At 41.4% G+C, this 20412-nt stretch carries 19 protein-coding genes and 1 rRNA gene; 9 read left to right on the forward strand and 11 right to left on the reverse strand.

Annotated elements, in window-relative coordinates:
* A 5S ribosomal RNA gene (rrf, locus tag ACFOSV_RS17210) occupies positions 1-80 on the forward strand; the annotation flags it as partial.
* Positions 81-225: 145 nt separating this feature from the next.
* Here the strand turns inward: rrf and ACFOSV_RS17215 are convergent.
* From ACFOSV_RS17215 to ACFOSV_RS17225, 3 genes are all read right to left on the reverse strand, one after another.
* Positions 226-666: a DUF1569 domain-containing protein gene (locus ACFOSV_RS17215; RefSeq protein WP_377907318.1), complete on the reverse strand. Its 441-nt coding sequence runs from the start codon at positions 664-666 to the stop codon at positions 226-228.
* A gap of 83 nt (positions 667-749) precedes the next feature.
* Positions 750-3149 (reverse strand): ribonucleoside-diphosphate reductase subunit alpha, encoded by a 2400-nt coding sequence (locus tag ACFOSV_RS17220; RefSeq protein WP_377907319.1) that lies wholly within the window; start codon positions 3147-3149, stop codon positions 750-752.
* Positions 3150-3187: 38 nt separating this feature from the next.
* Positions 3188-4165 (reverse strand): ribonucleoside-diphosphate reductase small subunit, encoded by a 978-nt coding sequence (locus ACFOSV_RS17225; protein WP_377907320.1) that lies wholly within the window; start codon positions 4163-4165, stop codon positions 3188-3190.
* Positions 4166-4750: 585 nt separating this feature from the next.
* Between ACFOSV_RS17225 and rplU the strand changes: the two genes are divergently transcribed.
* The 3 genes from rplU to ACFOSV_RS17240 all read left to right on the forward strand — a co-directional run bounded on the left by rplU (position 4751) and on the right by ACFOSV_RS17240 (position 8565).
* Positions 4751-5062 carry a 50S ribosomal protein L21 gene (gene rplU, locus ACFOSV_RS17230; protein WP_377907321.1) on the forward strand — a complete coding sequence of 104 codons (312 nt, stop codon included), beginning with the start codon at positions 4751-4753 and terminating at the stop codon, positions 5060-5062.
* Positions 5063-5095: 33 nt separating this feature from the next.
* A complete protein-coding gene (gene rpmA, locus ACFOSV_RS17235; RefSeq protein ID WP_377907322.1) occupies positions 5096-5356 on the forward strand; it encodes a 50S ribosomal protein L27 in 261 nt (86 codons plus the stop codon).
* Positions 5357-5502: 146 nt separating this feature from the next.
* Entirely contained in the window at positions 5503-8565 is a 3063-nt protein-coding gene (locus tag ACFOSV_RS17240) for a WD40/YVTN/BNR-like repeat-containing protein (protein WP_377907323.1), read from the forward strand.
* Positions 8566-8622: 57 nt separating this feature from the next.
* On the opposite strand, the gene ACFOSV_RS17245 is transcribed toward ACFOSV_RS17240, so the two are convergent.
* The 6 genes from ACFOSV_RS17245 to lipB all read right to left on the reverse strand — a co-directional run bounded on the left by ACFOSV_RS17245 (position 8623) and on the right by lipB (position 14336).
* Positions 8623-9252: a rhomboid family intramembrane serine protease gene (locus ACFOSV_RS17245; RefSeq protein WP_377907324.1), complete on the reverse strand. Its 630-nt coding sequence runs from the start codon at positions 9250-9252 to the stop codon at positions 8623-8625.
* Position 9253: 1 nt separating this feature from the next.
* Positions 9254-10240 (reverse strand): polyprenyl synthetase family protein, encoded by a 987-nt coding sequence (locus tag ACFOSV_RS17250; RefSeq protein ID WP_377907325.1) that lies wholly within the window; start codon positions 10238-10240, stop codon positions 9254-9256.
* A complete protein-coding gene (gene rnr, locus ACFOSV_RS17255) occupies positions 10230-12401 on the reverse strand; it encodes a ribonuclease R (protein WP_377907326.1) in 2172 nt (723 codons plus the stop codon). Before rnr ends, ACFOSV_RS17250 begins: the two co-directional genes overlap by 11 nt.
* A gap of 69 nt (positions 12402-12470) precedes the next feature.
* Positions 12471-13205, reverse strand: a complete 735-nt coding sequence (locus ACFOSV_RS17260) for a 3'-5' exonuclease (RefSeq protein WP_377907327.1) — start codon at positions 13203-13205, stop codon at positions 12471-12473.
* Positions 13206-13215: 10 nt separating this feature from the next.
* On the reverse strand, positions 13216-13617 hold the full coding sequence (locus ACFOSV_RS17265) for a hypothetical protein (RefSeq protein ID WP_377907328.1): 402 nt from the start codon (positions 13615-13617) through the stop codon (positions 13216-13218).
* Complete coding sequence (gene lipB / locus ACFOSV_RS17270; protein WP_377907329.1) at positions 13614-14336, reverse strand: lipoyl(octanoyl) transferase LipB; 723 nt, start codon at positions 14334-14336, stop codon at positions 13614-13616. Before lipB ends, ACFOSV_RS17265 begins: the two co-directional genes overlap by 4 nt.
* 71 nt (positions 14337-14407) lie before the next feature.
* On the opposite strand from lipB, the gene ACFOSV_RS17275 reads away from it, so the two are divergent.
* Together ACFOSV_RS17275 and ACFOSV_RS17280 are read left to right on the forward strand one after the other, a co-directional pair.
* Positions 14408-14764, forward strand: coding sequence for a YraN family protein (locus tag ACFOSV_RS17275; RefSeq protein ID WP_377907330.1), 357 nt, complete (start codon positions 14408-14410; stop codon positions 14762-14764).
* A 10-nt stretch (positions 14765-14774) separates the two neighbouring features.
* Positions 14775-15305 (forward strand): lipid-binding SYLF domain-containing protein, encoded by a 531-nt coding sequence (locus ACFOSV_RS17280; protein WP_377907331.1) that lies wholly within the window; start codon positions 14775-14777, stop codon positions 15303-15305.
* On the opposite strand, the gene ACFOSV_RS17285 is transcribed toward ACFOSV_RS17280, so the two are convergent.
* Complete coding sequence (locus ACFOSV_RS17285) at positions 15306-16163, reverse strand: toxin-antitoxin system YwqK family antitoxin (RefSeq protein WP_377907332.1); 858 nt, start codon at positions 16161-16163, stop codon at positions 15306-15308.
* A 133-nt stretch (positions 16164-16296) separates the two neighbouring features.
* Between ACFOSV_RS17285 and ACFOSV_RS17290 the strand changes: the two genes are divergently transcribed.
* Together ACFOSV_RS17290 and ACFOSV_RS17295 are read left to right on the forward strand one after the other, a co-directional pair.
* Positions 16297-17499: a pyridoxal phosphate-dependent aminotransferase gene (locus tag ACFOSV_RS17290; RefSeq protein ID WP_377907333.1), complete on the forward strand. Its 1203-nt coding sequence runs from the start codon at positions 16297-16299 to the stop codon at positions 17497-17499.
* Between the two features lie 69 nt (positions 17500-17568).
* The gene (locus tag ACFOSV_RS17295) at positions 17569-18282 is read left to right on the forward strand and encodes a glycosyltransferase family 2 protein (RefSeq protein ID WP_377907334.1); all 714 of its coding nucleotides are present in this window, start codon (positions 17569-17571) and stop codon (positions 18280-18282) included.
* Here the strand turns inward: ACFOSV_RS17295 and ACFOSV_RS17300 are convergent, their stop codons facing one another.
* Positions 18283-19062, reverse strand: a complete 780-nt coding sequence (locus ACFOSV_RS17300) for a glycosyltransferase family 2 protein (RefSeq protein WP_377907335.1) — start codon at positions 19060-19062, stop codon at positions 18283-18285. It abuts the gene before it with no gap.
* An 80-nt stretch (positions 19063-19142) separates the two neighbouring features.
* Here ACFOSV_RS17300 and ACFOSV_RS17305 point away from each other — a divergent pair, with 80 nt between their 5' ends.
* Positions 19143-20288 carry a DUF4421 domain-containing protein gene (locus tag ACFOSV_RS17305; protein WP_377907336.1) on the forward strand — a complete coding sequence of 382 codons (1146 nt, stop codon included), beginning with the start codon at positions 19143-19145 and terminating at the stop codon, positions 20286-20288.
* Positions 20289-20412: the final 124 nt, after the last annotated feature.

Here is a 20412-nt window from a genome sequence, read left to right on the forward strand (position 1 = left end):
CCCATCCCGAACAGAGAAGTTAAGCCCTGCAGCGCCGATGGTACTGGGGTTACACCTGGGAGAGTAGGTCGCCGCCACATTATTTAAAAGCCAGCTATCTAGCTGGCTTTTTTGCGTTTCAGACTTTAGGGATTTATCATTGGAAATCAATAGACTTAAATCTATAAGTAGAAGAAGCAGCTATTGAAGCGAGTACGGTTTGCCAGTCATCTGTGCAAGGCATTCTTAAAGGCCAAATTGCGAAAGATGATGTTTGAAATGTTTCGTGTGAAATAAATCCCATTCGCTTTTATTCAATCCACCAAATCGTGGGTGAATGGGAGTTGAATTTGGTTGTTCTTTGAAGTGTTCCTTGTATTTTTCTATGCTTTCTAATAATTCGTTATTAGCCTCATCCAAAGATTGAAAACGAAGGGGGAGTAAATTATCTCCTAAGCCTGGGGCTCTGATACCCTTTGGAAATTCATCCAATTCATATAAAAGGGTTTTCTTTTGCTGGAGCTGCTTTTCCGTTGGTTCGAAATGAGGGATTTTAATTCTACCATAAGAGAGCTTGACCGTAAGAATTAAGTGCTCGATCATGTGTTGTGGAGTCATTACTCCAAACTCTGGTTCAGCATTAGGATCTAGTGTTTGGAGTTTGGACTTGATGTTTTCGATATTCATTACCATTCGTTTAAGCTAGAATGTACAAAAAAAGCGTTTGAAACACTCAAACGCTTTTTAACAATTAACGAACTCTTAAAATATTAACTTCCGCAAGCCTCGCAATCATCCGGATTGTCGATGGAACAGGCTATTGCTGCTTCTTGCTGTATTCTTGCTTCCTCCTCTTCTTTGAGTGCTTTTGCATCCTTGGTATCGAAGCCTGTTTTGTCTAAGGTGAACTTGATCGCACTTGTAGCAGCTTGTGATCTTAGGTAATACATACCTGTTTTCAGTCCTTTTTTCCAAGCATAGAAATGCATTGATGTCAGTTTTCCAAAATTAGGATCCTGCAAGAACACATTCATGCTCTGTGACTGACAAATGTATGCACCTCGATCGGCTGCCATGTCGATCACTACCTTCTGAGAAATTTCCCATACGGTTTTGTAAAGATCCTTGATGTGCTGTGGAACGCCAGGCAAATCTTGGACAGAACCGTTGGCTGCAATTAACCTATTTCTCATAGTGTCATTCCAGAGACCTAGCTTGATCAAATCTTTCATCAAATGCTTGTTCACTACAACGAACTCACCAGAAAGAGTTCTTCGAGTATAAATATTGGTAGTGTATGGCTCAAAGCACTCGTTGTTACCCAAAATCTGAGACGTAGACGCTGTTGGCATTGGTGCAACTAATAAGGAGTTTCTCAAACCAAATTTCTTGACTTTTTCACGTAGTGAGGTCCAATCCCATCTATTTGACTTAGGGGTAACACCCCACATGTCGAACTGGAAAATTCCTTCTGAGGCCGGAGATCCTTCGAATGTTTCGTAGGTTCCTTCTACTTTGGCGATTTCCATAGATGTTTCCATGGCCGCATAGTAGATGGTTTCAAAGATGTCCTCGTTCAAACCTTTGGCTTCATCAGAATCGAATGGCATTCTTAACATGATAAAAGCATCTGCCAAGCCTTGGATACCAAGTCCGATCGGTCTGTGTCTGAAGTTGGATCTCCGGGCTTCTTCTACAGGATAGTAGTTTACATCTATTACCTTGTTTAGGTTTCGAGTAGCAACTTTTGTGATATCATACAGCTTTTTATGGTCAAAGAATCTTTTGCCATCAGGCCCTTCACTGATAAATTTAGGGAGTGCGATTGAAGCAAGGTTACAAACCGCAACCTCGTCAGGAGAGGTGTACTCGATGATCTCGGTGCAAAGATTAGATGATTTGATCGTTCCCAGGTTTTTCTGATTGGACTTGCCATTCGCTGCATCCTTGTAGAGCATATAAGGTGTCCCTGTTTCGATTTGAGACTCAAGCACCTCAAACCATAGCTCTTGGGCTTTGATAGTCTCTCTGGCCTTGCCTTCACGCTCATACTTGGTGTATAGGCGCTCAAATTCCTCCCCATGACATTCTGATAACCCTGGGGCTTCATTTGGACAGAAGAGTGACCAAGAGCCATTTTCTTCAACACGCTTCATGAAAAGATCTGGAATCCAAAGTGCGTAAAATAAGTCCCGAGCGCGCATCTCTTCTTTCCCGTGATTTCGCTTAAGCTCTAAAAATTCTTTGATATCCGCATGCCAAGGCTCAAGATATATTGCGAAACTTCCTTTGCGCTTTCCGCCTCCTTGATCCACATATCTTGCGGTCATATCGAAGTTTCTAAGCATTGGCACAATTCCGTTTGATTGACCATTGGTTCCTTTGATATACGAACCTTTTGCTCTCACATGATGAATTGATAGTCCAATTCCACCGGCTGATTGAGAGATCTTAGCACACTGCTTCAATGTATCGTAGATACCATCAATACTGTCGTCCTTCATGGTGAGAAGGAAACATGAAGAGAGCTGTGGTTTGGGTGTACCCGCATTGAAGAGAGTAGGGGTAGCATGAGTAAACCACTTTTCTGAAAGTAAATTATATGTTTCTATCGCAGCATCGATATCCTCTTTGTGAATTCCGATAGCCACTCTCATGAGCATATGCTGAGGTCGCTCTACTACTTTTCCATCCAACCTGATGAGATAGCTTCGCTCCAATGTTTTGTATCCAAAGAAATCATAACCAAAGTCGCGCTTGTAATCAATTGCCGCATCTAGTCTAGCTGCGTTTCTCTTGACGATACCATATACCTCCATATCAATCAGTGAAGCATTAGCTCCTGTCTTTGGATTGATATAGGTGTAAAGTCTTTTCATAGTATTTGAAAAAGACTGACTGGTGGTTTTGTGAAGATTGGAAATAGCGATACGGGCTGCTAGGATAGCGTAGTCTGGGTGCTTCACCGTCAGTGACGCGCAAACCTCTGCAGCAAGGTTGTCAAGTTCCGTGGTCGTGACACCATCATACAGTCCGTCGATGACTTTTTTCGCCACTTCGATGGGCTGGATAAACTTTGGATCCAGTTCATAGCATAGGTTTTCAATTCTAGCTGTGATTTTGTCGAACCTGACGGATTCTCTTCTTCCGTCTCGCTTGATTACTAACATTTAAATTGGTTTTATGGGTTGGTGGAAAAGTTTAATTCTTAAAAATCAGAGTCAAAAGCGATACCGTTAGACTCTTTGCCTTCGGTGGAGCTCATCACTCCTGCTTTCTGATAGTCTCCAACTCTCTTTTCAAAGAAGTTGGTTTTACCTTGTAATGAAATCATGTCCATGAAATCAAAAGGATTGGTGCTGTTCCAGACTTTCTCACAGCCTAGTTCGACCAATAATCGATCTGCTACAAACTCGATGTATTGACACATTAAGTCTGCATTCATTCCGATTAAGCGTACAGGTAGTGCGTCAGTCACGAACTCCTTTTCTATTTCAACGGCATCTTCAATAATTCGAGTTACCGTATCTTTTGGAAGTGGATTTTGGATATGCTGCGTGTATAGATGGCAAGCGAAATCACAGTGCAACCCTTCGTCACGAGAAATCAATTCGTTGGAGAAAGTGAGGCCAGGCATCAAACCTCTTTTCTTCATCCAGAAAATAGAGCAAAATGAACCGGAGAAGAAAATCCCTTCAACTGCTGCAAAGGCAATAAGACGTTCCTGGAAGTTTCCATTGTCGATCCATCTCAAAGCCCAATCCGCTTTTTTCTTTACACAGTCAATATGCTCGATTGCATTTAGTAACTTATCTCTTTCTGCATTATCCTTAATATAAGTATCGATCAGAAGGCTGTAAGTTTCAGAGTGGATATTTTCCATGGCAATTTGGAAACCATAGAAAAACTTAGCCTCAGTATATTGTACTTCAGAAACAAAATGTTCCGCAAGGTTTTCATTTACAATTCCATCACTAGCGGCAAAGAATGCAAGAACATGCGAAATGAAATGTCTTTCTCCATCGCTAAGATTCTTCCAATCAGATAAATCCTGACTCAAATCAATCTCTTCTGCTGTCCAGAAACTCGCCTCTGCTTTTTTGTAAAATTGCCAAATGTCGTCGTGTTGGATTGGGAACAGTACAAATCTTCCGTCGTTCTCTTCTAAAATAGGTTCCTGATTCATTCTTTACTTTAGTTTACTTGTTATACAAAGAGTTAGATTATTATTTCTTCTCTTCAAATGCTTAGGGGGACAAAAGGCCGCGATTTCTCGACAGCCTCTGAACAAATATGTGAAGCAAAACCCATAAAAAAAATCCTTCAAGTGCTGCTTTAGGTTGATTATTGAATAATAGTCAAAAACTATATAAATCATTGAAAAAAAATAAGTTGTATTTAATCAATGGTAGTGATACTTTAAAAAATTAGCCATTTTTGGACCTATCAAAAAAGTTGAAAAAAATTTAAAAAACTTCCTCTTACCAAAATTCAAAGAAAAATTGACTGATATTCAAAAAATGAATCTTGGGAAAGCGTATGTATAAGTAACTGTAAGTCTGATTAGTAGATGAAATTACATTTAGGTCCTCTACTTTCGTGACAAGCTTTGTCGATCTTTTGTGAAACAAAGTAAAGGTTAGTTTTACTCGTTTTGGTTGTTGAAATTCAAGTTTGGAATTAACTCAGGCTTTTTTCCAACTGGGCTTTTTTCTTCTCGTTGTCTTTCTTATATTTGCACTCCGATTTCGACTAAGAATATTTAGATCACATGTACGCAATTGTAAACATCGCAGGAAAGCAGTTCAAAGTAGCACAAGATCAGCACGTCTACGCTCCAAAAATGGATGTAGAAGCTGGCGCTTCCGTGGAATTTGATCAGGTCTTGTTGGCAGAAGCCGACGGCACTGTATCAGTAGGAGCTCCGCTAGTAGCAGGAGCCAAGGTATCTGGGAAAGTCCTAGAGCATGTCAAAGGTGATAAAGTCATCGTCTTCAAAAAGAAGCGAAGAAAAGGCTATAAGAAGAAAAATGGCCACAGACAGGACTTCACCAAAGTTTTGATAGAAAATATTTCACTGTAAGTTTTCCATTGGGAAACATAAAAGAATAAAACCATGGCACATAAGAAAGGCGTCGGTAGTTCCAAAAACGGTAGAGAGTCTCACTCCAAAAGATTGGGCGTGAAGAAATTTGGTGGCGAGCAAGTGATTGCTGGCAACATCATCATTAGACAAAGAGGTACTAAGCATCACCCAGGTGAGAACGTGGGTTGTGGTAAAGACCACACGCTTTTTGCAAAAGCAGACGGTGTGGTAACTTTCCGTAAGAAGGCAGATGGCAGATCTTACGTAAGTGTTTTGCCAGCAGAAGCTTAAGCAGAAAACAATAAGTTTAGAAGCTCCATAGTGATATGGAGCTTTTTTTATGCTCTATAATTTCTCCTTGCCTTTAATCATATTTATTGGGGAATTGCATAGACAATTACTAATTTCTAGGTTGAAAAACCACCTAACAAAAACTTATGAAAAAGCAAGCTTTTTACTGGATGCTGGCCATTTGCATCCAACTCTTAATTTTACCTCCTTATGTGCAAGCACAACAGGTACCGGATTCGACGGTTTATGATGCATTAAGCTGGCGACTTATTGGTCCATTTAGAGGAGGAAGGGCCGACGGAGTGACCGGTGTCCCCGGAAGTACTACAAATTATTATTTCGCTTCAGCAGGAGGTGGAATCTGGAAAACATTGGATGCTGGCAAGACCTGGAAACCTATGTCAGATGGATTTTTTGGAGGATCGATGGGTGCAGTAGCTGTAGCTCAGAGCGATACTGCCGTAGTTTATGCAGGTGGTGGCGAGAAGACAGTTCGTGGAAATGTTTCCTTTGGATATGGGGTTTGGAGAAGTTCAGATGCGGGAGAGACTTGGTCCAGAGCAGGGTTGGAAAAGAGTAGATTTGTATCCCGCCTACGCATTCACCCAGACAATGAAGACGTGGTTTATGCTGCCGTCTTGGGTGATCTTTTCAAGCCAGACCCAACACGCGGCGTCTATAAAACTGTAGATGGTGGAGCAAATTGGGAAAAGGTTTTGTTCACCAATGACCAAGCAGGAGCTGTTGATTTGATTTTGGATCCAAATGATCCAGAAACTCTTTATGCCTCAACATGGGAAATCAAACGGACTCCGTACAGCTTGGAAAGCGGCGGACCTGGATCTGGTCTATTTAAATCATCGGATGGAGGAAAGACTTGGATAGATCTCACCGAGAAGGAAGGCTTTCCGCAGGGCACCTTAGGGATAATCGGAATCACAGTTTCCCCTCTAAATTCCAATCGGCTTTTTGCAATCGTGGAAAATGAAAATGGCGGAGTATTCATGTCGATGGATGCTGGTGAGACTTGGACTAAAACCAATGAGGATCGGAATCTTAGACAACGTGCTTGGTACTATTCAAGAATCTATGCAGATACTCAGGATGAAGAAACTGTTTATGTATTGAACGTGAGCTATCATAAATCCACTGATGGAGGCAAAACCTTTAAAGGCGCCAATGCTCCACATGGTGATCACCACGATCTGTGGATAGATCCTGAAAACAATCAGCGGATGATCATTGCTGATGATGGAGGTGCGCAGATTTCCGAAGATGGAGGAAAAAATTGGACCACATATATGAACCAACCTACCGCGCAGTTTTATCGGGTGACAACCGATAATAGTTTCCCCTATAGAATTTACGGTGCTCAACAGGATAATTCTACGGTTAGAATTAATCATAGAAATGATGGCAGAAGTATCAGTGAAGAGGACTGGGAGCCGTCTGCTGGAGGGGAAAGTGGATGGCTTGCGCCTGATCCAGATAACAATGACATCGTTTATGGTGGATCATACGGTGGTTATTTGACGAGGGTAGATCATGATAAAGGGATTTCACGTTCTGTGAATGTGTATCCTAACAATCCAATGGGTCATGGAGCTGAGGATATGAAATATAGATTTCAGTGGAATTTCCCAATTTTCTTTTCTCCTCACGATTCGGATATGCTCTATACTACGAGTAATCGATTCCATAGATCGACTAATGAAGGGCAAAGTTGGGAAGTGTTTTCACCGGATTTGACTCGTAACGATCCTTCCAAATTGGGTCCTTCTGGTGGACCAATTACAAAAGACAATACAGGTGTAGAATATTACGCTACGATATTTACTGCAGCGGAGTCTCCGCTTAAGCAAGGAGTCATCTGGGCTGGATCGGACGATGGTCTTGTTCATGTGACGCAAGACAATGGAGTATCTTGGCAAAATGTCACTCCGACGGATATGCCTGAATGGCTTCAGATCAATAGCATTGAGGCTAGTCCTTTTGATGCAGGGGAAGCCTATTTCGCAGCGACAGGTTATAAATTCGGAAACTTTGAGCCGTATTTATACAAGACCAAGGACTATGGTAAGACTTGGACCAAAATTACTTCAGGCATCGATTCAGAGCATTTCACCCGAGTGATTCGGGCAGACCCCGCCATGAAGGGGATGCTTTATGCAGGGACCGAGACTGCGATGTACTATTCCAAAGACGATGGAGCAAGCTGGCATTCTTTACAGTTAAACTTACCGACGGTTCCGATTACTGATTTGGCAGTAAAGGACAATAACCTGATCGCTGCTACCCAGGGTCGATCTTTTTGGATCATTGATGATTTGACAGTTTTACATCAAGCGACTCCAGATATCAAAGGCAAGTCAATGCATTTGTTCAAACCTCAGGATTCTTATCGAATGGATGGTTCGAGTAGAAAGAGCCTGACAGATGGGACCAATCGGGCTGGTGGTGTTTTGGTATATTATTATATCAATGATGAGCCAAGCGAGGAAATCAAGATTGAGTTTCTAGACAGACAAAAGCAGGTTTTAAAAACCTTTTCTTCCAAAGGAATCAATGGAGACACTCTGAAAGTAAAGGCAGGAAGCAATGAGTTTAATTGGAATTTGGCTGTGGATGATGCTGAAGGCTTTGATGGACTCATTATGTGGGCTGCCAATCTTCGCGGTCCAAAGGTTCCACCGGGGGACTATTCGGTGAGAATGACCGTAGATGGTGAGACTCAAGAGCAAGACTTTAAGATACTGGCAGATCCAAGATACGAGTCTAGTCAAGCAGATCTTGAAGCACAGTATGAGTTTATGCTGGGAGTTCGTGACAAGCTTACGGAAGTTCACCGTACGATAAAATTGATCCGAAATTACAGGGCAGAATTGGATAGCATGGATACCAAACCTGCTAATCTTGAGCAGATACAAGCGGAATTGACGCAGATAGAAGAGACCTTGTATCAAACCAAAAACAAGAGTGGTCAGGATCCATTGAATTTCCCGATTCGATTGAATAACAAATTGGCGCATTTAAATTCTGTGGTAGGAAATGGAAGCTATCCTCCTACGGATCAAGCTCAAGAAGTGCGAGGCGAGTTAGTAGAAAAGATTGATGTGCAACTCGCTCGATTTAGAAAAGTGGAGCAAGACGAGATCTCCAAACTTCTGAATATTGATGAGATGAAAATGAAACTGGACGAGAAAAAATAGTCCAGTTCATAGGTAAAACAGATGCCGTCTCAATACTTGGGACGGCATCTTTGTTTTTTAGAATGGACGATAATTCAATACTTGATCTATAAATGTAAGGCCGCTTCCTGGTGAAAGCACTAGAATGAAAATTATTCCAAAAAGCGCGCCATACAAATGAGCATCATGATTGATATTATCCCCTCCGCTTTTTCCTTTGGTATAAGAATAAATTAAAAATAACACCCCTAAAATAAATCCTGGCAGACAGAGGATACCAAAAAGGCAAATATCGGCTAGAGGCAAAATAATGATACTAGAAAAGACCATCGCCGCTGTTCCTCCCGAAGCTCCAAGTGCCCGGTAATAGGCATTGTCTTTATACTTTAAGTAAGTTGGGATATCTGAAATAACGATGGCCGCTAAATAAAACGTAACGAATATGAGTCCACCGATCGTGGAGCCAAATTGAAAGTTTAGGAATTGCTCAACGACTGCCCCAAAAAAATAGAAGGTAAACATATTGAACAGCAGATGCATGTAATCCTTGTGGATGAGTCCTGAAAGAACAAATCGGTCCCACTGTTTTCTATGATGAATTTGGTAGGGATTAAACATCCAGCGATCTAGAAATTCAGGCTTATTGAACCCATAAATACTACTTGCACAGGTGCCAATAATCAAAAGAACGGTGAGTGATAAATCCATCTTATTTTTCTCGATGAACTAGCATTTCGGCCAGTGCTTTCAACTCTTGGTAAAACTCCTTATTTTGGAATGATATAGAAGCCAAACCCTCAAAAGCGAGTTCGAAGTAGCCGTTCATTTTTGCTTCTGTGAGTTCTTTGATTCCAAGAGAATTGTAGATTCCAGTTACTGAAGCCACTTTCTCCTCTTTGTCAAAAGACTCTTTGGTAATCCAGCTTTTCAATTTGGTAGCCTCTTCACCTTTTGCTAGTTCGAGTGCTTTGATCAACAAAAAGGTTTTCTTATTTGAGATAATATCTCCACCTACCTGCTTTCCGAATTTTGACTGATCGGCAAAGACATCCAGTAGATCGTCCTTAAGCTGAAAACCCACACCAATGTTTACTCCGAAATCATAAAGTTTATCAATATCAGCTTTTGAAGCTCCTGCAAGTGTGGCTCCAAGCTGAAGCGCAAAGCCCAACAAAACAGCTGTTTTGAGTCGAATCATATTGATATAATCCGATTCTTTTACAGAGGATAAGCTTTCGAAATTCATGTCAAATTGCTGCCCTTCGCAAACCTCAGCTGCAGTCCGATTGAAGTCCTTAATCACCGTATGGAGTTTATCGGCAGGAGTATGGAGAAGCAAATCATAGGCTCTTACCAGCATGACGTCTCCAGACAAGATTCCAGTATTTGCATTCCACTTTTCATGCACTGTTGGCTTTCCTCGCCGGATTGGAGCCTCATCCATAATGTCGTCGTGCATCAGTGTAAAATTGTGGAATACCTCAATAGCGGCTGCCTGCGGCATGATGCTTTCCACGTCTTTTTGATACATGCCATAAGAGAGTAGGCTCAGAATTGGTCTGATTCTTTTTCCACTGAGACTCAAAATATAAGTGAGCGGTTCGTATAGTTCTTTGGGCGATTCACCAAAATTAATTTCGGAGAGGTATTGCTCCAGCTTGCTCAGTAGCTCTTGGCTGAGGGTTTTATGCGTCATTCTTAACAAATTCGAGGTCTATCGTTCTGCGATCAATATCGGTATTAACTACACGAACCAGTACTTTGTCTCCCAAAGTGATCATTTTTTTTGTTCGGCTGCCGATCAAGCGCATGTTTTTCTCATCAAAATCGTAGTAATCATCATCCATCGTTTGGAGTCGGACCATTCCCTCACACTTGGTTTCTGTGATTTCGACAAATACTCCCCATTCTGTGACTCCGCTGACAATTCCATCATAATCTTTTTCCTCAGCCAAAGCCATAAATTCTACCTGCTTGTATTTAATCGAAGCCCGCTCGGCATTTGCTGCATTTTTTTCTCGCTCAGAAGAGTGTTCGCATTTCTTTTCCCAAGGGTCCACCTCAGGGGACTTACCATTGTCAAGGTAGTGCTGAAGAAGTCGATGCACCATCATATCAGGATATCGACGAATAGGTGAGGTGAAATGGGTGTAGTGTGCGAATGCCAGTCCGAAATGTCCTTTTGGATCGGTAGTATATTTGGCCTTGGCCATACTCCTAATGGCTAATTGCTCCAAGACATTTTGCTCAGGTTTGCCCTGGATTTCTTCCATGAGCTTATTCAAAGCTCCTGAAATTTTAGCCTCACTTTGCATTTCAAGTTTGTGACCAAAACGCGTCGCGAAGTTGGCAAAAGTATCCAATCGATCCATATCGGGAGCATCGTGAGTTCGGTATACAAAGGTGTCTCTTCCAGCTCGTTTTTTAAATACAAATTCGGCTACGTACTTATTGGCGAGTAGCATAAACTCCTCAATCAACTTGTGAATGTCCTTCCGCTCCTTTACTCGGAGACCCAAAGGAGTACCCTTTTCATCCAAATCAAACTTCACCTCCACAGTTTCAAAATTCACCGCACCGTGGTCAAATCGCTTTTTACGGATTTTTTTGGCCATTTCATTGAGCAAAGTGAGTTCTTGGAAAAAATCACCAGACTGCGAGTCAATATTGCCTTGGGCGTCGTCATAGGTGAATCTACGGTCTGAATGAATCACCGTGCGCCCAATCCAATGATCTACAACTCGAGCATCGCGAGTCATTTCAAAAACGCAGGCAAACGTAAGCTTGTCTTCATTTGGCCGAAGGGAGCAGAGTCCGTTACTCAGTCGCTCTGGGAGCATGGGAATGGTTCGGTCTACAAGGTAAACCGAGGTGGCCCGATGAAATGCTTCTTTTTCTAGTGCTGTATCTGGTTTCACATAGTGCGTCACATCTGCGATATGAACACCGATTTCCAGATTCCCATTTTCTAATTCTCGATAAGATATGGCATCGTCAAAATCTTTGGCATCATCAGGATCAATGGTGAATGTGGTCACACCGCGGAAATCCTTTCGTTTTGCGATTTCCTTGCTTAAAATTTTGTCTGAAATAGACTCTGCTTCAGCATTTGGCTCAGCGGGATATTCAAAGGGAAGCCCAAATTCCGCCATGATGGAGTGAATTTCTACTTCATGTTCGCCCGCTTTGCCGAGAACCTGAGTGACTGTGCCTGTTGGGTTTTTGTCTCCATCCCTCCATTCAGTGAGCTTGACCACCACTTTTTCATTGTGTTTCGCTCCATTCAGATCTCCCCGATGGACAAAAATATCTTTGTGCATTTTTCTGAAATCCGGGACGACAAAAGCAAAGCGAGGGGAAATTTCCACTCGGCCAACAAATTCATCTCGGTCGCGCTTGACGATTTCCAAAACACGGCCTTCTTGCTTGCCCGTTTTTCCCTTCATGGGAAATACCATCACACGAACTTTGTCACCATGTAAAGCTTGCTTCAGGTTAGCTTCCTTTACCATGATGTCTCCATCCGTTTTTTCGGGATCATCTGGGATTATAAATGCAAATCTCGGATTTACAAAATCTACTTTTCCTTCGATAAAATCTGGATCTGCACTGGACGAAAAGTAATTTCTTGGACTTTTTGAGACAAGCCCATCTTGCGCCATTCGGTGAAGTGTGGGCTCCACTGCTCCTTTCGTTAGGGAGTCTCTGATTTCAAGCTTTTTGATGAGTTGCTTAGCGTTATACTGCTCACCATAGTGGGCATTTAAAAATTTGAGAAGGACTCTGGATAAGTCTACCGAATTCTGACTTTTTGATCCTTTTCTTGAGGTTGATTTTTTTCTACTGTTTCTTCCCATTATAGGGGGTGATTAATGTGTAAACAAGGTAAAAATTAATGGGTCCGCGACCTACTCTTGTCCTTGTCTTTAATTTGTTTCTTCAGAATGAATCACCGAAAAGGTGAATTCTTCTGCTTGCGGATTCATTGCCAGATATACTCTAGCGGTTACTTCCACATCTTTCAGACAGTACTTATTGATTTTTGCGATGTCTTTTTCGATGTGAAAGGTGTGATTGACCTGACTCCCGTCAAGGTCATCTTTGGAAGAGGGAATATCAAAAATGGAGGCCAATAACTCCAGTCGGGTGTAATGTTTGTAGTCCCCAAACTTCCATAATTCTAGGGTGTCAAGATGCCGAATTTCCCAAGGCTTTTTCCCTGCCATCTGCAAGGGTTCGGGAAGAGGGATGGCATTGATGAGCATTCTGCGACTCAGGTATGGGAAGTCAAATTCCTTGCCATTGTGCGCGCAAAGTGTCCAAGCTTTTTTTGTAAGGAGTTTTTTGAATTTTTCCAAAAGCACTTTTTCAGACTCATGGCTGTAAACTTTTGTTCGGAGGAAAAGTGATTTTTCTTTGGTGTCCACCACAAAAAAGCCAACACCGATACTCACCACTTGCCCAAATTCAGCATATATACCTGCTCTTTCAAAATACTTTGATCCTGGCTCGAATTCCTCTTCACTTCGATCCAATAGGCGCTCTTTTTTTAGCCATTCGTCTTGAAGTCGAGTGGGTAACTCATTGAAGTCGGAAAAACCCGATGCTGTTTCGATATCCAAAAAAAGGACCTCGCTAAGTACATTGAAAAAATCTGCCATAGGCAAAAATTTATGAATGAAGAACTCCTTCCATTCCAAGTTCGGGAATCATTCGAATCTGCGAAGAATCAAAACTCCCAGGTGTAAAGATAAACTTTTTATCAAAAATCTGATCCATTATGTAGTAGCTCACCCAAAACTCATTGGTGAGTGCAAAGACTGCGGGATCTAAGTGCTCGACTCTCGCAAATTCCTGCGGTCCTAACTCCTTAATGACATGACGAAGGGTAGACGTTTTTTTCTGCTCCCCGTCTATTTCTCCATATCCTTTTGAGTTGATCAAAATTGTACTCAATTCGATTAGATTGAGATTTAGAATGTATAGGCTCCATTGCGTCTCACCTTGGACGACTTCTTTGACTATGGCGAGTTTCACTCCCGTGACCTTTGGGAAATCAATATCTTTTTTCATTCTAGGATAAGGTTCATTTCAAATAATTCAGAGATATGCCTTCTCATTTTTTCTTTGACTTCTTCCAGTTCAATTTTACGACCAAGTTCTTTTTCTAAAGAAGTCACTGCTTTGTCGTCGATCCCGCAGGGGATGATAGACTCAAAATAGCTCAAGTCCGAATTAATATTAAAGGCAAAACCGTGCATGGTGACCCATCGGCTAGCTTTTACGCCTAAGGCGCAAATTTTTCTTGGATTTATCTGTGCCTCATGATCCAACCAGACTCCTGTGAGACCTTCAATCCGACCTGCCGTGATGCCAAACTCCTTCAAGGTTAATATCACTGCCTCCTCCAGAAGCCGTAGATATTTGTGAATGTCAGTGAAGAAATTATCCAGATCTAAAATCGGATACCCCACCAATTGCCCAGGGCCATGATAGGTGATATCACCGCCGCGGTTGATTTTGTAATAGCTAGCATTTCTGTCTTTCAGCCCATTTGCGTCAAGCAAAAGATTTTTTTCATCCCCGCTTTTACCCAAAGTGTACACGTGGGGATGTTCTACAAACAACAAATAATTGGGTGTAACCTTTTGATCAGCTGAGTCCAGCTTTCTATTGGCAATTTTTATAGCCACCGTCTCGGCAAATAGCTCTTCCTGATAATCCCAGGCTTTTTGGTAATCCATTGGGCCGAGGTCTCGGAAAACTACTTTTTTATTTATAAATTGATTCATGGACTATATTAAAGGCAAAACCGTAAATTGATGATGAGGGTTCATTGCCTGCAAATTTAAGGAATATAGCTATGGCAGAGCATAATGATCAAGGAAAGCGAGCTGAAGAATTGGCAGCCGAGTGGTTGATTCAAAACGGCTACGAGTTAAAAGCTCAAAATTATAGACATAGCCATGCCGAAGTCGACTTGATAATGGAGCATAATCAGATTTTGGTTTTTGTGGAAGTCAAATTTCGCTCTGGTACGGGCTTTGGCTATGCTGAGGAGTTTGTGGATTACACGAAGAAGCGATTACTCATTAAAGCCGCAGAACATTATATTTATGTAATAGATTGGAAAAAGGATATTCGCTTTGATATTGTCGGCGTATACAAAGACCGGTCTGGCAAAATAAATTTCAAGCATTTTGAAGATGCTTTCTACTAAACCAATTATTATGAAAAAAATAATTTTCTCAGCTATCGCTCTGATTATGGTGGTCACAGTAGCCCTTGGCCAAAGTGATAAAAAGGATGAGCGCATCATTGAGGATGCCAAGGATGCCAAAGCAGCTTTTTTGGAGGATGATCCGACCATGTCTTCGTTTTTCAATTCGGCATATGGTTACGTCATTCTTCCCAATGTGGGAAAAGGTGGTCTTGGAGTAGGAGGGGCCTCTGGTAATGGGGTAGCTTACGAAAAGGGGACTATGATTGGCTTTGCCAGAATGACTCAGGTAACTATTGGCTTCCAGGCGGGCGGTCAAAAATATAGCGAAGTAGTCTTCTTCGAGGACAAAGAAGCCTTTGATCGATTTAAGGAAAATAAGGTTGAAATGTCAGCCCAAGTGTCGGCTGTAGCAGCTGCTTCTGGAGTTTCGGCTAATGCAAAATATGTAGATGGCGTAGCGGTCTTTACTCGGACAATTGGCGGCTTGATGTATGAAGCATCCGTCGGAGGCCAGCAATTCAAGTTTAGAGAAAACTAATCAACTGTCTTTCCGATAAATCAAATTTCCGTCCTTATCCCATTCCGCTCGGATGTAAGGCCGGAAATTTTTTGTATAGGCCTCTTCCTGATATTGAATCTCCCGCTTTCTGATGGCTTTGGTATTGCCGGTATTCCAATATTCCGTCCAGAGTCCCACTTTTTCGCCGTACTGGTATTCTCCTGTGACTGCTACCTGGCGATTTTCATAGAAGTAAAAATAATTCCCTTCCTCCAGCCCAAACTGAACTGGAATGATCTGCTCAATAGTCTGTGAAGATTGCTCGTAATAAGTGATACGAGATTCTCTAGGCCAACCTTCGGAAAAGTGATCTTTGTCTTGCAAGACGTTCTTAGCATCGTAAAGCATCCAGGTTTTGTGTTTGGTGCCATAATAGAACATTCCACTTTCCACCACTACTTCATTGAGCTGTCTTTCGTAAGGGCCATGGAGTAGATATCCTTCTTCTTTGGAGTATCCAGAGGTTTTGATTTCCTTTTCTCCTGGATCAAACCAATAGATATCACGGATGTAGGGATCGGGTGTGATTTCTGCGTCCGTGAAGTTGAAAAGCTCCACAATGTCTTGTCCTCTAAATTCAGATTGGATTACTCCTTTTCGCGTTTTTACGCCAAACCAGATGTTTTTTCTAGCCTTTTTCTTTTTCTCTTTTTTCTCCTCTTTTTCTTTTTCTTCATCGAAAAGTAGGAGCGGCATAGTGGTGGGTAGCAGAGCGGAGTTTACCGTTCCTACGGAATCCGGATCACTTGTCTTTTTGTCTTCACCTTTCTCTTTTTGGGCCATAGCCGAAAAAGAAATCAGTAAAGAAAACACCAAACTGAAAAAAAGAGGACGCATTTAAGAAACTAACGAAATATTGATCGAGCTATTTTACTCAAAAATAACAATTCACAATCAAATCTGAGAGATTGTTTAGATTTAAAAATCTTCTCTCTATTTTTGAGAAATTTGTAAAAAAATCAAGCATATAATGAATTCTATTCTATCAGATCGGATAATTAACATGGAGGAGTCAGCCACGCTGGCTATGGCAAAAAAAGCACGCGAGCTTAAATCAAGCGGAGTTGATATTATCAGCTTGAGCTTGGGAGAGCCCGACTTCAAAACACCAAAATTTATCCAGGAAGCTGCCAAAGAGGCGATAGATAGTGGGAAATACTTTTCATATCCACCCGTTGCGGGATATCAGGATCTTCGTGAGGCCATCGCCAAAAAACTGAGGGATCAAAATTCTATTTCAGATGCCAAGGCCGAAAATATAGTGGTATCAACTGGTGCGAAGCATTCCATTGCTAACACTTTTATGTGTCTACTCAATGAAGGAGATGAGGTGGTGATATTCTCTCCTTACTGGGTTAGCTATGCTGAAATTATCAAATTAGCTGGTGGAGTTCCAGTATTGATTGAAGGAAATCTCGAGAATAATTTTAAGGCTTCTGCAGAGCAACTAGAGGCAGCCATCACGGATAAGACCAAAGCAGTTATTTATTCTTCACCCTGTAATCCTACAGGCTCAGTTTTCAGTAAATCAGAACTTGAGGCTATTGCTGACGTGATCAAAAAGCATGATGGAGTGATCGTGGTGGCGGATGAGATTTACGAATTGATCAACTTTGCGGGAGGTAATCATAGCATCGCGTCATTCCCAGGTATGTTTGAGCGCACCGTGACAGTAAATGGCTTCTCAAAAGGATTTGCTATGACGGGCTGGAGAGTAGGGTACATATGTGCTCCTCTCGAAATAGCCAAAGCCTGCGAAAAAATGCAAGGTCAATTTACTTCAGGAAATACGGGCATTGCACAACGTGCAGCCTTTGCCGGAATTACTGGTCCGCTTGATGATTCTGAAAAAATGACGGAGGCCTATCTCAGAAGAAGGGGCCTCGTGTTAGATTTGCTTAGAGATATCCCAGGTATCAAAACTCATGTGCCAGAAGGAGCATTTTACTTTTTCCCAGATGTGACAGCCTTTTTTGGCAAGTCTGCCAAAGGAAAGACGGTCCAAAATGCAGATGATCTCTGTATTTATTTGCTAGAAGAAGCGCATGTTTCCTTAGTAACGGGTACTGCTTTTGGGGCTCCAAATTGCGTAAGATTATCTTATGCAGCTTCAGACGAAGACTTAAAAGAAGCTCTAGAAAGAATCAAAAAGGCTCTTGTGGCCTTAGCTTAACTAATAGCCCTTCGGGGCTATTTTTTTTGAAACGCTTATACTGCTACTTTTATATCAAATTTTCAGAAAATGGATGCACAAGTTTTGGTGATTACCCCGGTGAAAAACTCCATCGATACCACCTTAGATACGGCCAGAGCAATTGCCGCATCTAGCGTTTCGAATCGGCATATCATTTTCAATGATTTTTCAAGTCCCGAGTCTAAGGAGGCGCTTGAAAAAAATAAAAATGCAATAGGGTACGAGCTCATTCATCTCGAGGATATTACAGATCATCCTTCACCCAACTATAAGTTGGTTTTACAGCTAGCGCAGAAAAAGGCATTGGAATTGGCAGTCCCACTTTTAGTGATCGAGTCTGATGTAGTAGTCAAACCAACTACAATTGAGGAGTTACTCTCTTTTGATGTAGGGAAAACCAAGACTGGTCTGACCGGCTCAGTGACTGTGGATGAACAAGGGGTGGTGAACTTTCCTTACCTGAAATTTAAAGGCCGAAAGGAGCCTGTGATTCCTACTCAACGAAGCTTGAGTTTCTGCTGCACATTATTTAGCACTGATTTTTTGAACGCATTTGATTTTACTGGCTTGGATGAAGCAAAGGATTGGTACGATACCTTTATTTCCAAGAAGGCAATTGAGCTTGGTTTTCAAAACACAGTTCTAATGAATTCACCCGTATGGCACAGACCTCATGGGAGTCGCCCATGGAAGCAATTGAAGTATAAGAATCCGTTCAAGTATTACTTTTTGAAATACTGGAAGGGTCTCGATAAGATTTGATCAAAGCTTCCCGAGTAATTTCAAAAGTGTATTATAAGGTTTAGACCAAGTGCGCTGGAAACGTAATGGACCATTCAATTCTCGTTCAAAAAAGTCAGGGTATTTTTCATTGAGATATGCGATTCTTTTCCTTTTTGTTTCTGATGAGTTGGTTCGCTTTCTCATGCTATTTTTTCCTGTCAATCGATAGTAAAATCCTATGAATGGAAGTCTAATTACTTCTCCTCCATCTTTTAACATCTTAATCCAGAAATCCCAATCGGCTCTACCCAAAAGCATGTCCTCTGAGAAGCCTCCTGTTCTTTCCCAGTCGCTCCTTCGGAAAATAGCCGAAACATAGATCATATTGTCTCGAGCCAAGAGGTTTCGACTGAATGGTTTTAGCCTCCAAGCTTTTTGACCTTGTTCGTTAAATTTTACTGCTTCGCAGTAGACCACTTTTACTTCGGGTTGATTCTCAAGAACCATAATCGCCTCAGCTATATAATTATCAGAAATCAGGTCATCACTATCCAAGCATAGAATGTAGCTGCCATTTGAATTTCTAATTCCATTATTTCTGGCCGAACATACACCTCGATTGGACTGATCTATTACTGTGATCTCCTGATATTTTTCAGATAATTTTTTGGCGACCTCCATACTATTATCAGTAGATCCGTCATTGATAATCATGATTTCAATGGGCCGATAGGTGGATTTGAGTGCAGACTCAATGGTTTCTTCCAAATATTGGGCTTGGTTATAGCAAGGACAGATGATAGAAACTAATGGGTTCAAAATAAAAAGGGATGAAGTCTGTAAAGGAGAAATATTCTTATCATGAAATTAGAGAAAAATTAATTATTAATTTGACATAAATGAACAACACACCTCCGAGGCTTTTTTTTGATCTAGATTTAAGGGTAATTCGTGACTTATACTTTCAAGTCTGTAAAATGTGTCTCCGAAAGGCCTTTCTTTTCATTGCGATCTTAGCTATTCCATTATTGGGTTATTCTCAAGATGTGGGGAAGGATGATTGGAAAATTGACACTTCGTATATCGAAAATCACCCGGAAAAAATGAACATCCGGATGTACATGTCCCGAAAATACACGGATTTCATTGTTCGCAATGGCCCAAATGATAGAATTTACCGCTTTGAACCTAATTCTGGATTAAATCTAGGGCTTGGTTTTACCTATCAGAAATTCACGTTGAACTTGGCCTTTCCGGTGGCCTTTCTTAATCCTGATCGAATCAAAGATTGGCCTGGGTTCTTGGACTTACAGTCCCATATTTATCCCAGAAGATGGATTATAGACTTATTTGGTCAGTTCTATAGAGGATACACGGTTGATCCATCTTTTTTGCAAAGTACCGATGAGAGGTATCTGCGAGAAGATATTCGCTTGATGCTTTTAGGTGTCAATGCCAATTATCTATTTCGAGGAGAGCGTATTTCTCTCAGCGCTGCCTACAATCAATCCTCAATTCAAAAAAAATCTGGTTTCTCGCCTTTTGTTGGTTTTGAAACTTATGGAGGCTTTATGAAAGGAGATTCGCTTTTTCTTCCTGTTGAAGAAAATGTCGCCAACCTGAATTTCTCACAAGCAAATTATTTCCAGTTTGGCCCAAATGCCGGTTTGGCGTCTAGTTTAGTATTTGGCAAAGGTTTTTTCTTCACCGCTGTGGCCTCAGCTAATTTGAGTTTGGGTTTTTCGGATTGGCAAAACGTGGAAAAGTTTAAGCGCTGGGGTGTGGTGCCTACGTATTTCCTTCGAGGCTTTTTTGGATATAACGGAGAGCGCTTTGCCTTGAATGCCAATTATGTCTGGAAAAATCTGAATTTGGTACCCAACGAATCTTTTGATCAGGCTATCAATACTGGTAATTTTCGGATCAACCTGATTTACAAAATCACACCCTCTGAAAAATTCAAAACCAAATACAATAAGTATAATCCAGCTGTATTTATTTCTAGATGGGTGAAACCCAAAGAATCTAAAACCACGGCGAATTAATCACCTTTTGCGATTCTCGGAAGCTAGTAATCCAAATTTGGTGGAAAGACCTGTTCGAGAGCTGTTGAATATTTAACATTTATTTCCCTGCCTCCATCTAAATTTTTTAGCTTTAGACATTCAT

Source organism: Algoriphagus namhaensis (assembly GCF_042649705.1).
GTDB classification, from domain to species: Bacteria; Bacteroidota; Bacteroidia; order Cytophagales; family Cyclobacteriaceae; genus Algoriphagus; species Algoriphagus namhaensis.

Coding starts and splice junctions, on each gene's coding strand:
- ACFOSV_RS17285 (WP_377907332.1), bottom strand. CDS start 16,163: ATGCGTCCTCTTTTTTTCAGTTTGGTGTTTTCTTTACTGATTTCTTTT.
- rplU (WP_377907321.1), top strand. CDS start 4,751: ATGTACGCAATTGTAAACATCGCAGGAAAGCAGTTCAAAGTAGCACAA.
- ACFOSV_RS17275 (WP_377907330.1), top strand. CDS start 14,408: ATGGCAGAGCATAATGATCAAGGAAAGCGAGCTGAAGAATTGGCAGCC.
- ACFOSV_RS17245 (WP_377907324.1), bottom strand. CDS start 9,252: ATGGATTTATCACTCACCGTTCTTTTGATTATTGGCACCTGTGCAAGT.
- ACFOSV_RS17250 (WP_377907325.1), bottom strand. CDS start 10,240: ATGACGCATAAAACCCTCAGCCAAGAGCTACTGAGCAAGCTGGAGCAA.
- ACFOSV_RS17290 (WP_377907333.1), top strand. CDS start 16,297: ATGAATTCTATTCTATCAGATCGGATAATTAACATGGAGGAGTCAGCC.
- ACFOSV_RS17305 (WP_377907336.1), top strand. CDS start 19,143: ATGAACAACACACCTCCGAGGCTTTTTTTTGATCTAGATTTAAGGGTA.
- ACFOSV_RS17260 (WP_377907327.1), bottom strand. CDS start 13,205: ATGGCAGATTTTTTCAATGTACTTAGCGAGGTCCTTTTTTTGGATATC.
- ACFOSV_RS17225 (WP_377907320.1), bottom strand. CDS start 4,165: ATGAATCAGGAACCTATTTTAGAAGAGAACGACGGAAGATTTGTACTG.
- ACFOSV_RS17280 (WP_377907331.1), top strand. CDS start 14,775: ATGAAAAAAATAATTTTCTCAGCTATCGCTCTGATTATGGTGGTCACA.
- rpmA (WP_377907322.1), top strand. CDS start 5,096: ATGGCACATAAGAAAGGCGTCGGTAGTTCCAAAAACGGTAGAGAGTCT.
- ACFOSV_RS17265 (WP_377907328.1), bottom strand. CDS start 13,617: ATGAAAAAAGATATTGATTTCCCAAAGGTCACGGGAGTGAAACTCGCC.
- lipB (WP_377907329.1), bottom strand. CDS start 14,336: ATGAATCAATTTATAAATAAAAAAGTAGTTTTCCGAGACCTCGGCCCA.
- ACFOSV_RS17240 (WP_377907323.1), top strand. CDS start 5,503: ATGAAAAAGCAAGCTTTTTACTGGATGCTGGCCATTTGCATCCAACTC.
- ACFOSV_RS17220 (WP_377907319.1), bottom strand. CDS start 3,149: ATGTTAGTAATCAAGCGAGACGGAAGAAGAGAATCCGTCAGGTTCGAC.
- ACFOSV_RS17295 (WP_377907334.1), top strand. CDS start 17,569: ATGGATGCACAAGTTTTGGTGATTACCCCGGTGAAAAACTCCATCGAT.
- ACFOSV_RS17215 (WP_377907318.1), bottom strand. CDS start 666: ATGAATATCGAAAACATCAAGTCCAAACTCCAAACACTAGATCCTAAT.
- rnr (WP_377907326.1), bottom strand. CDS start 12,401: ATGGGAAGAAACAGTAGAAAAAAATCAACCTCAAGAAAAGGATCAAAA.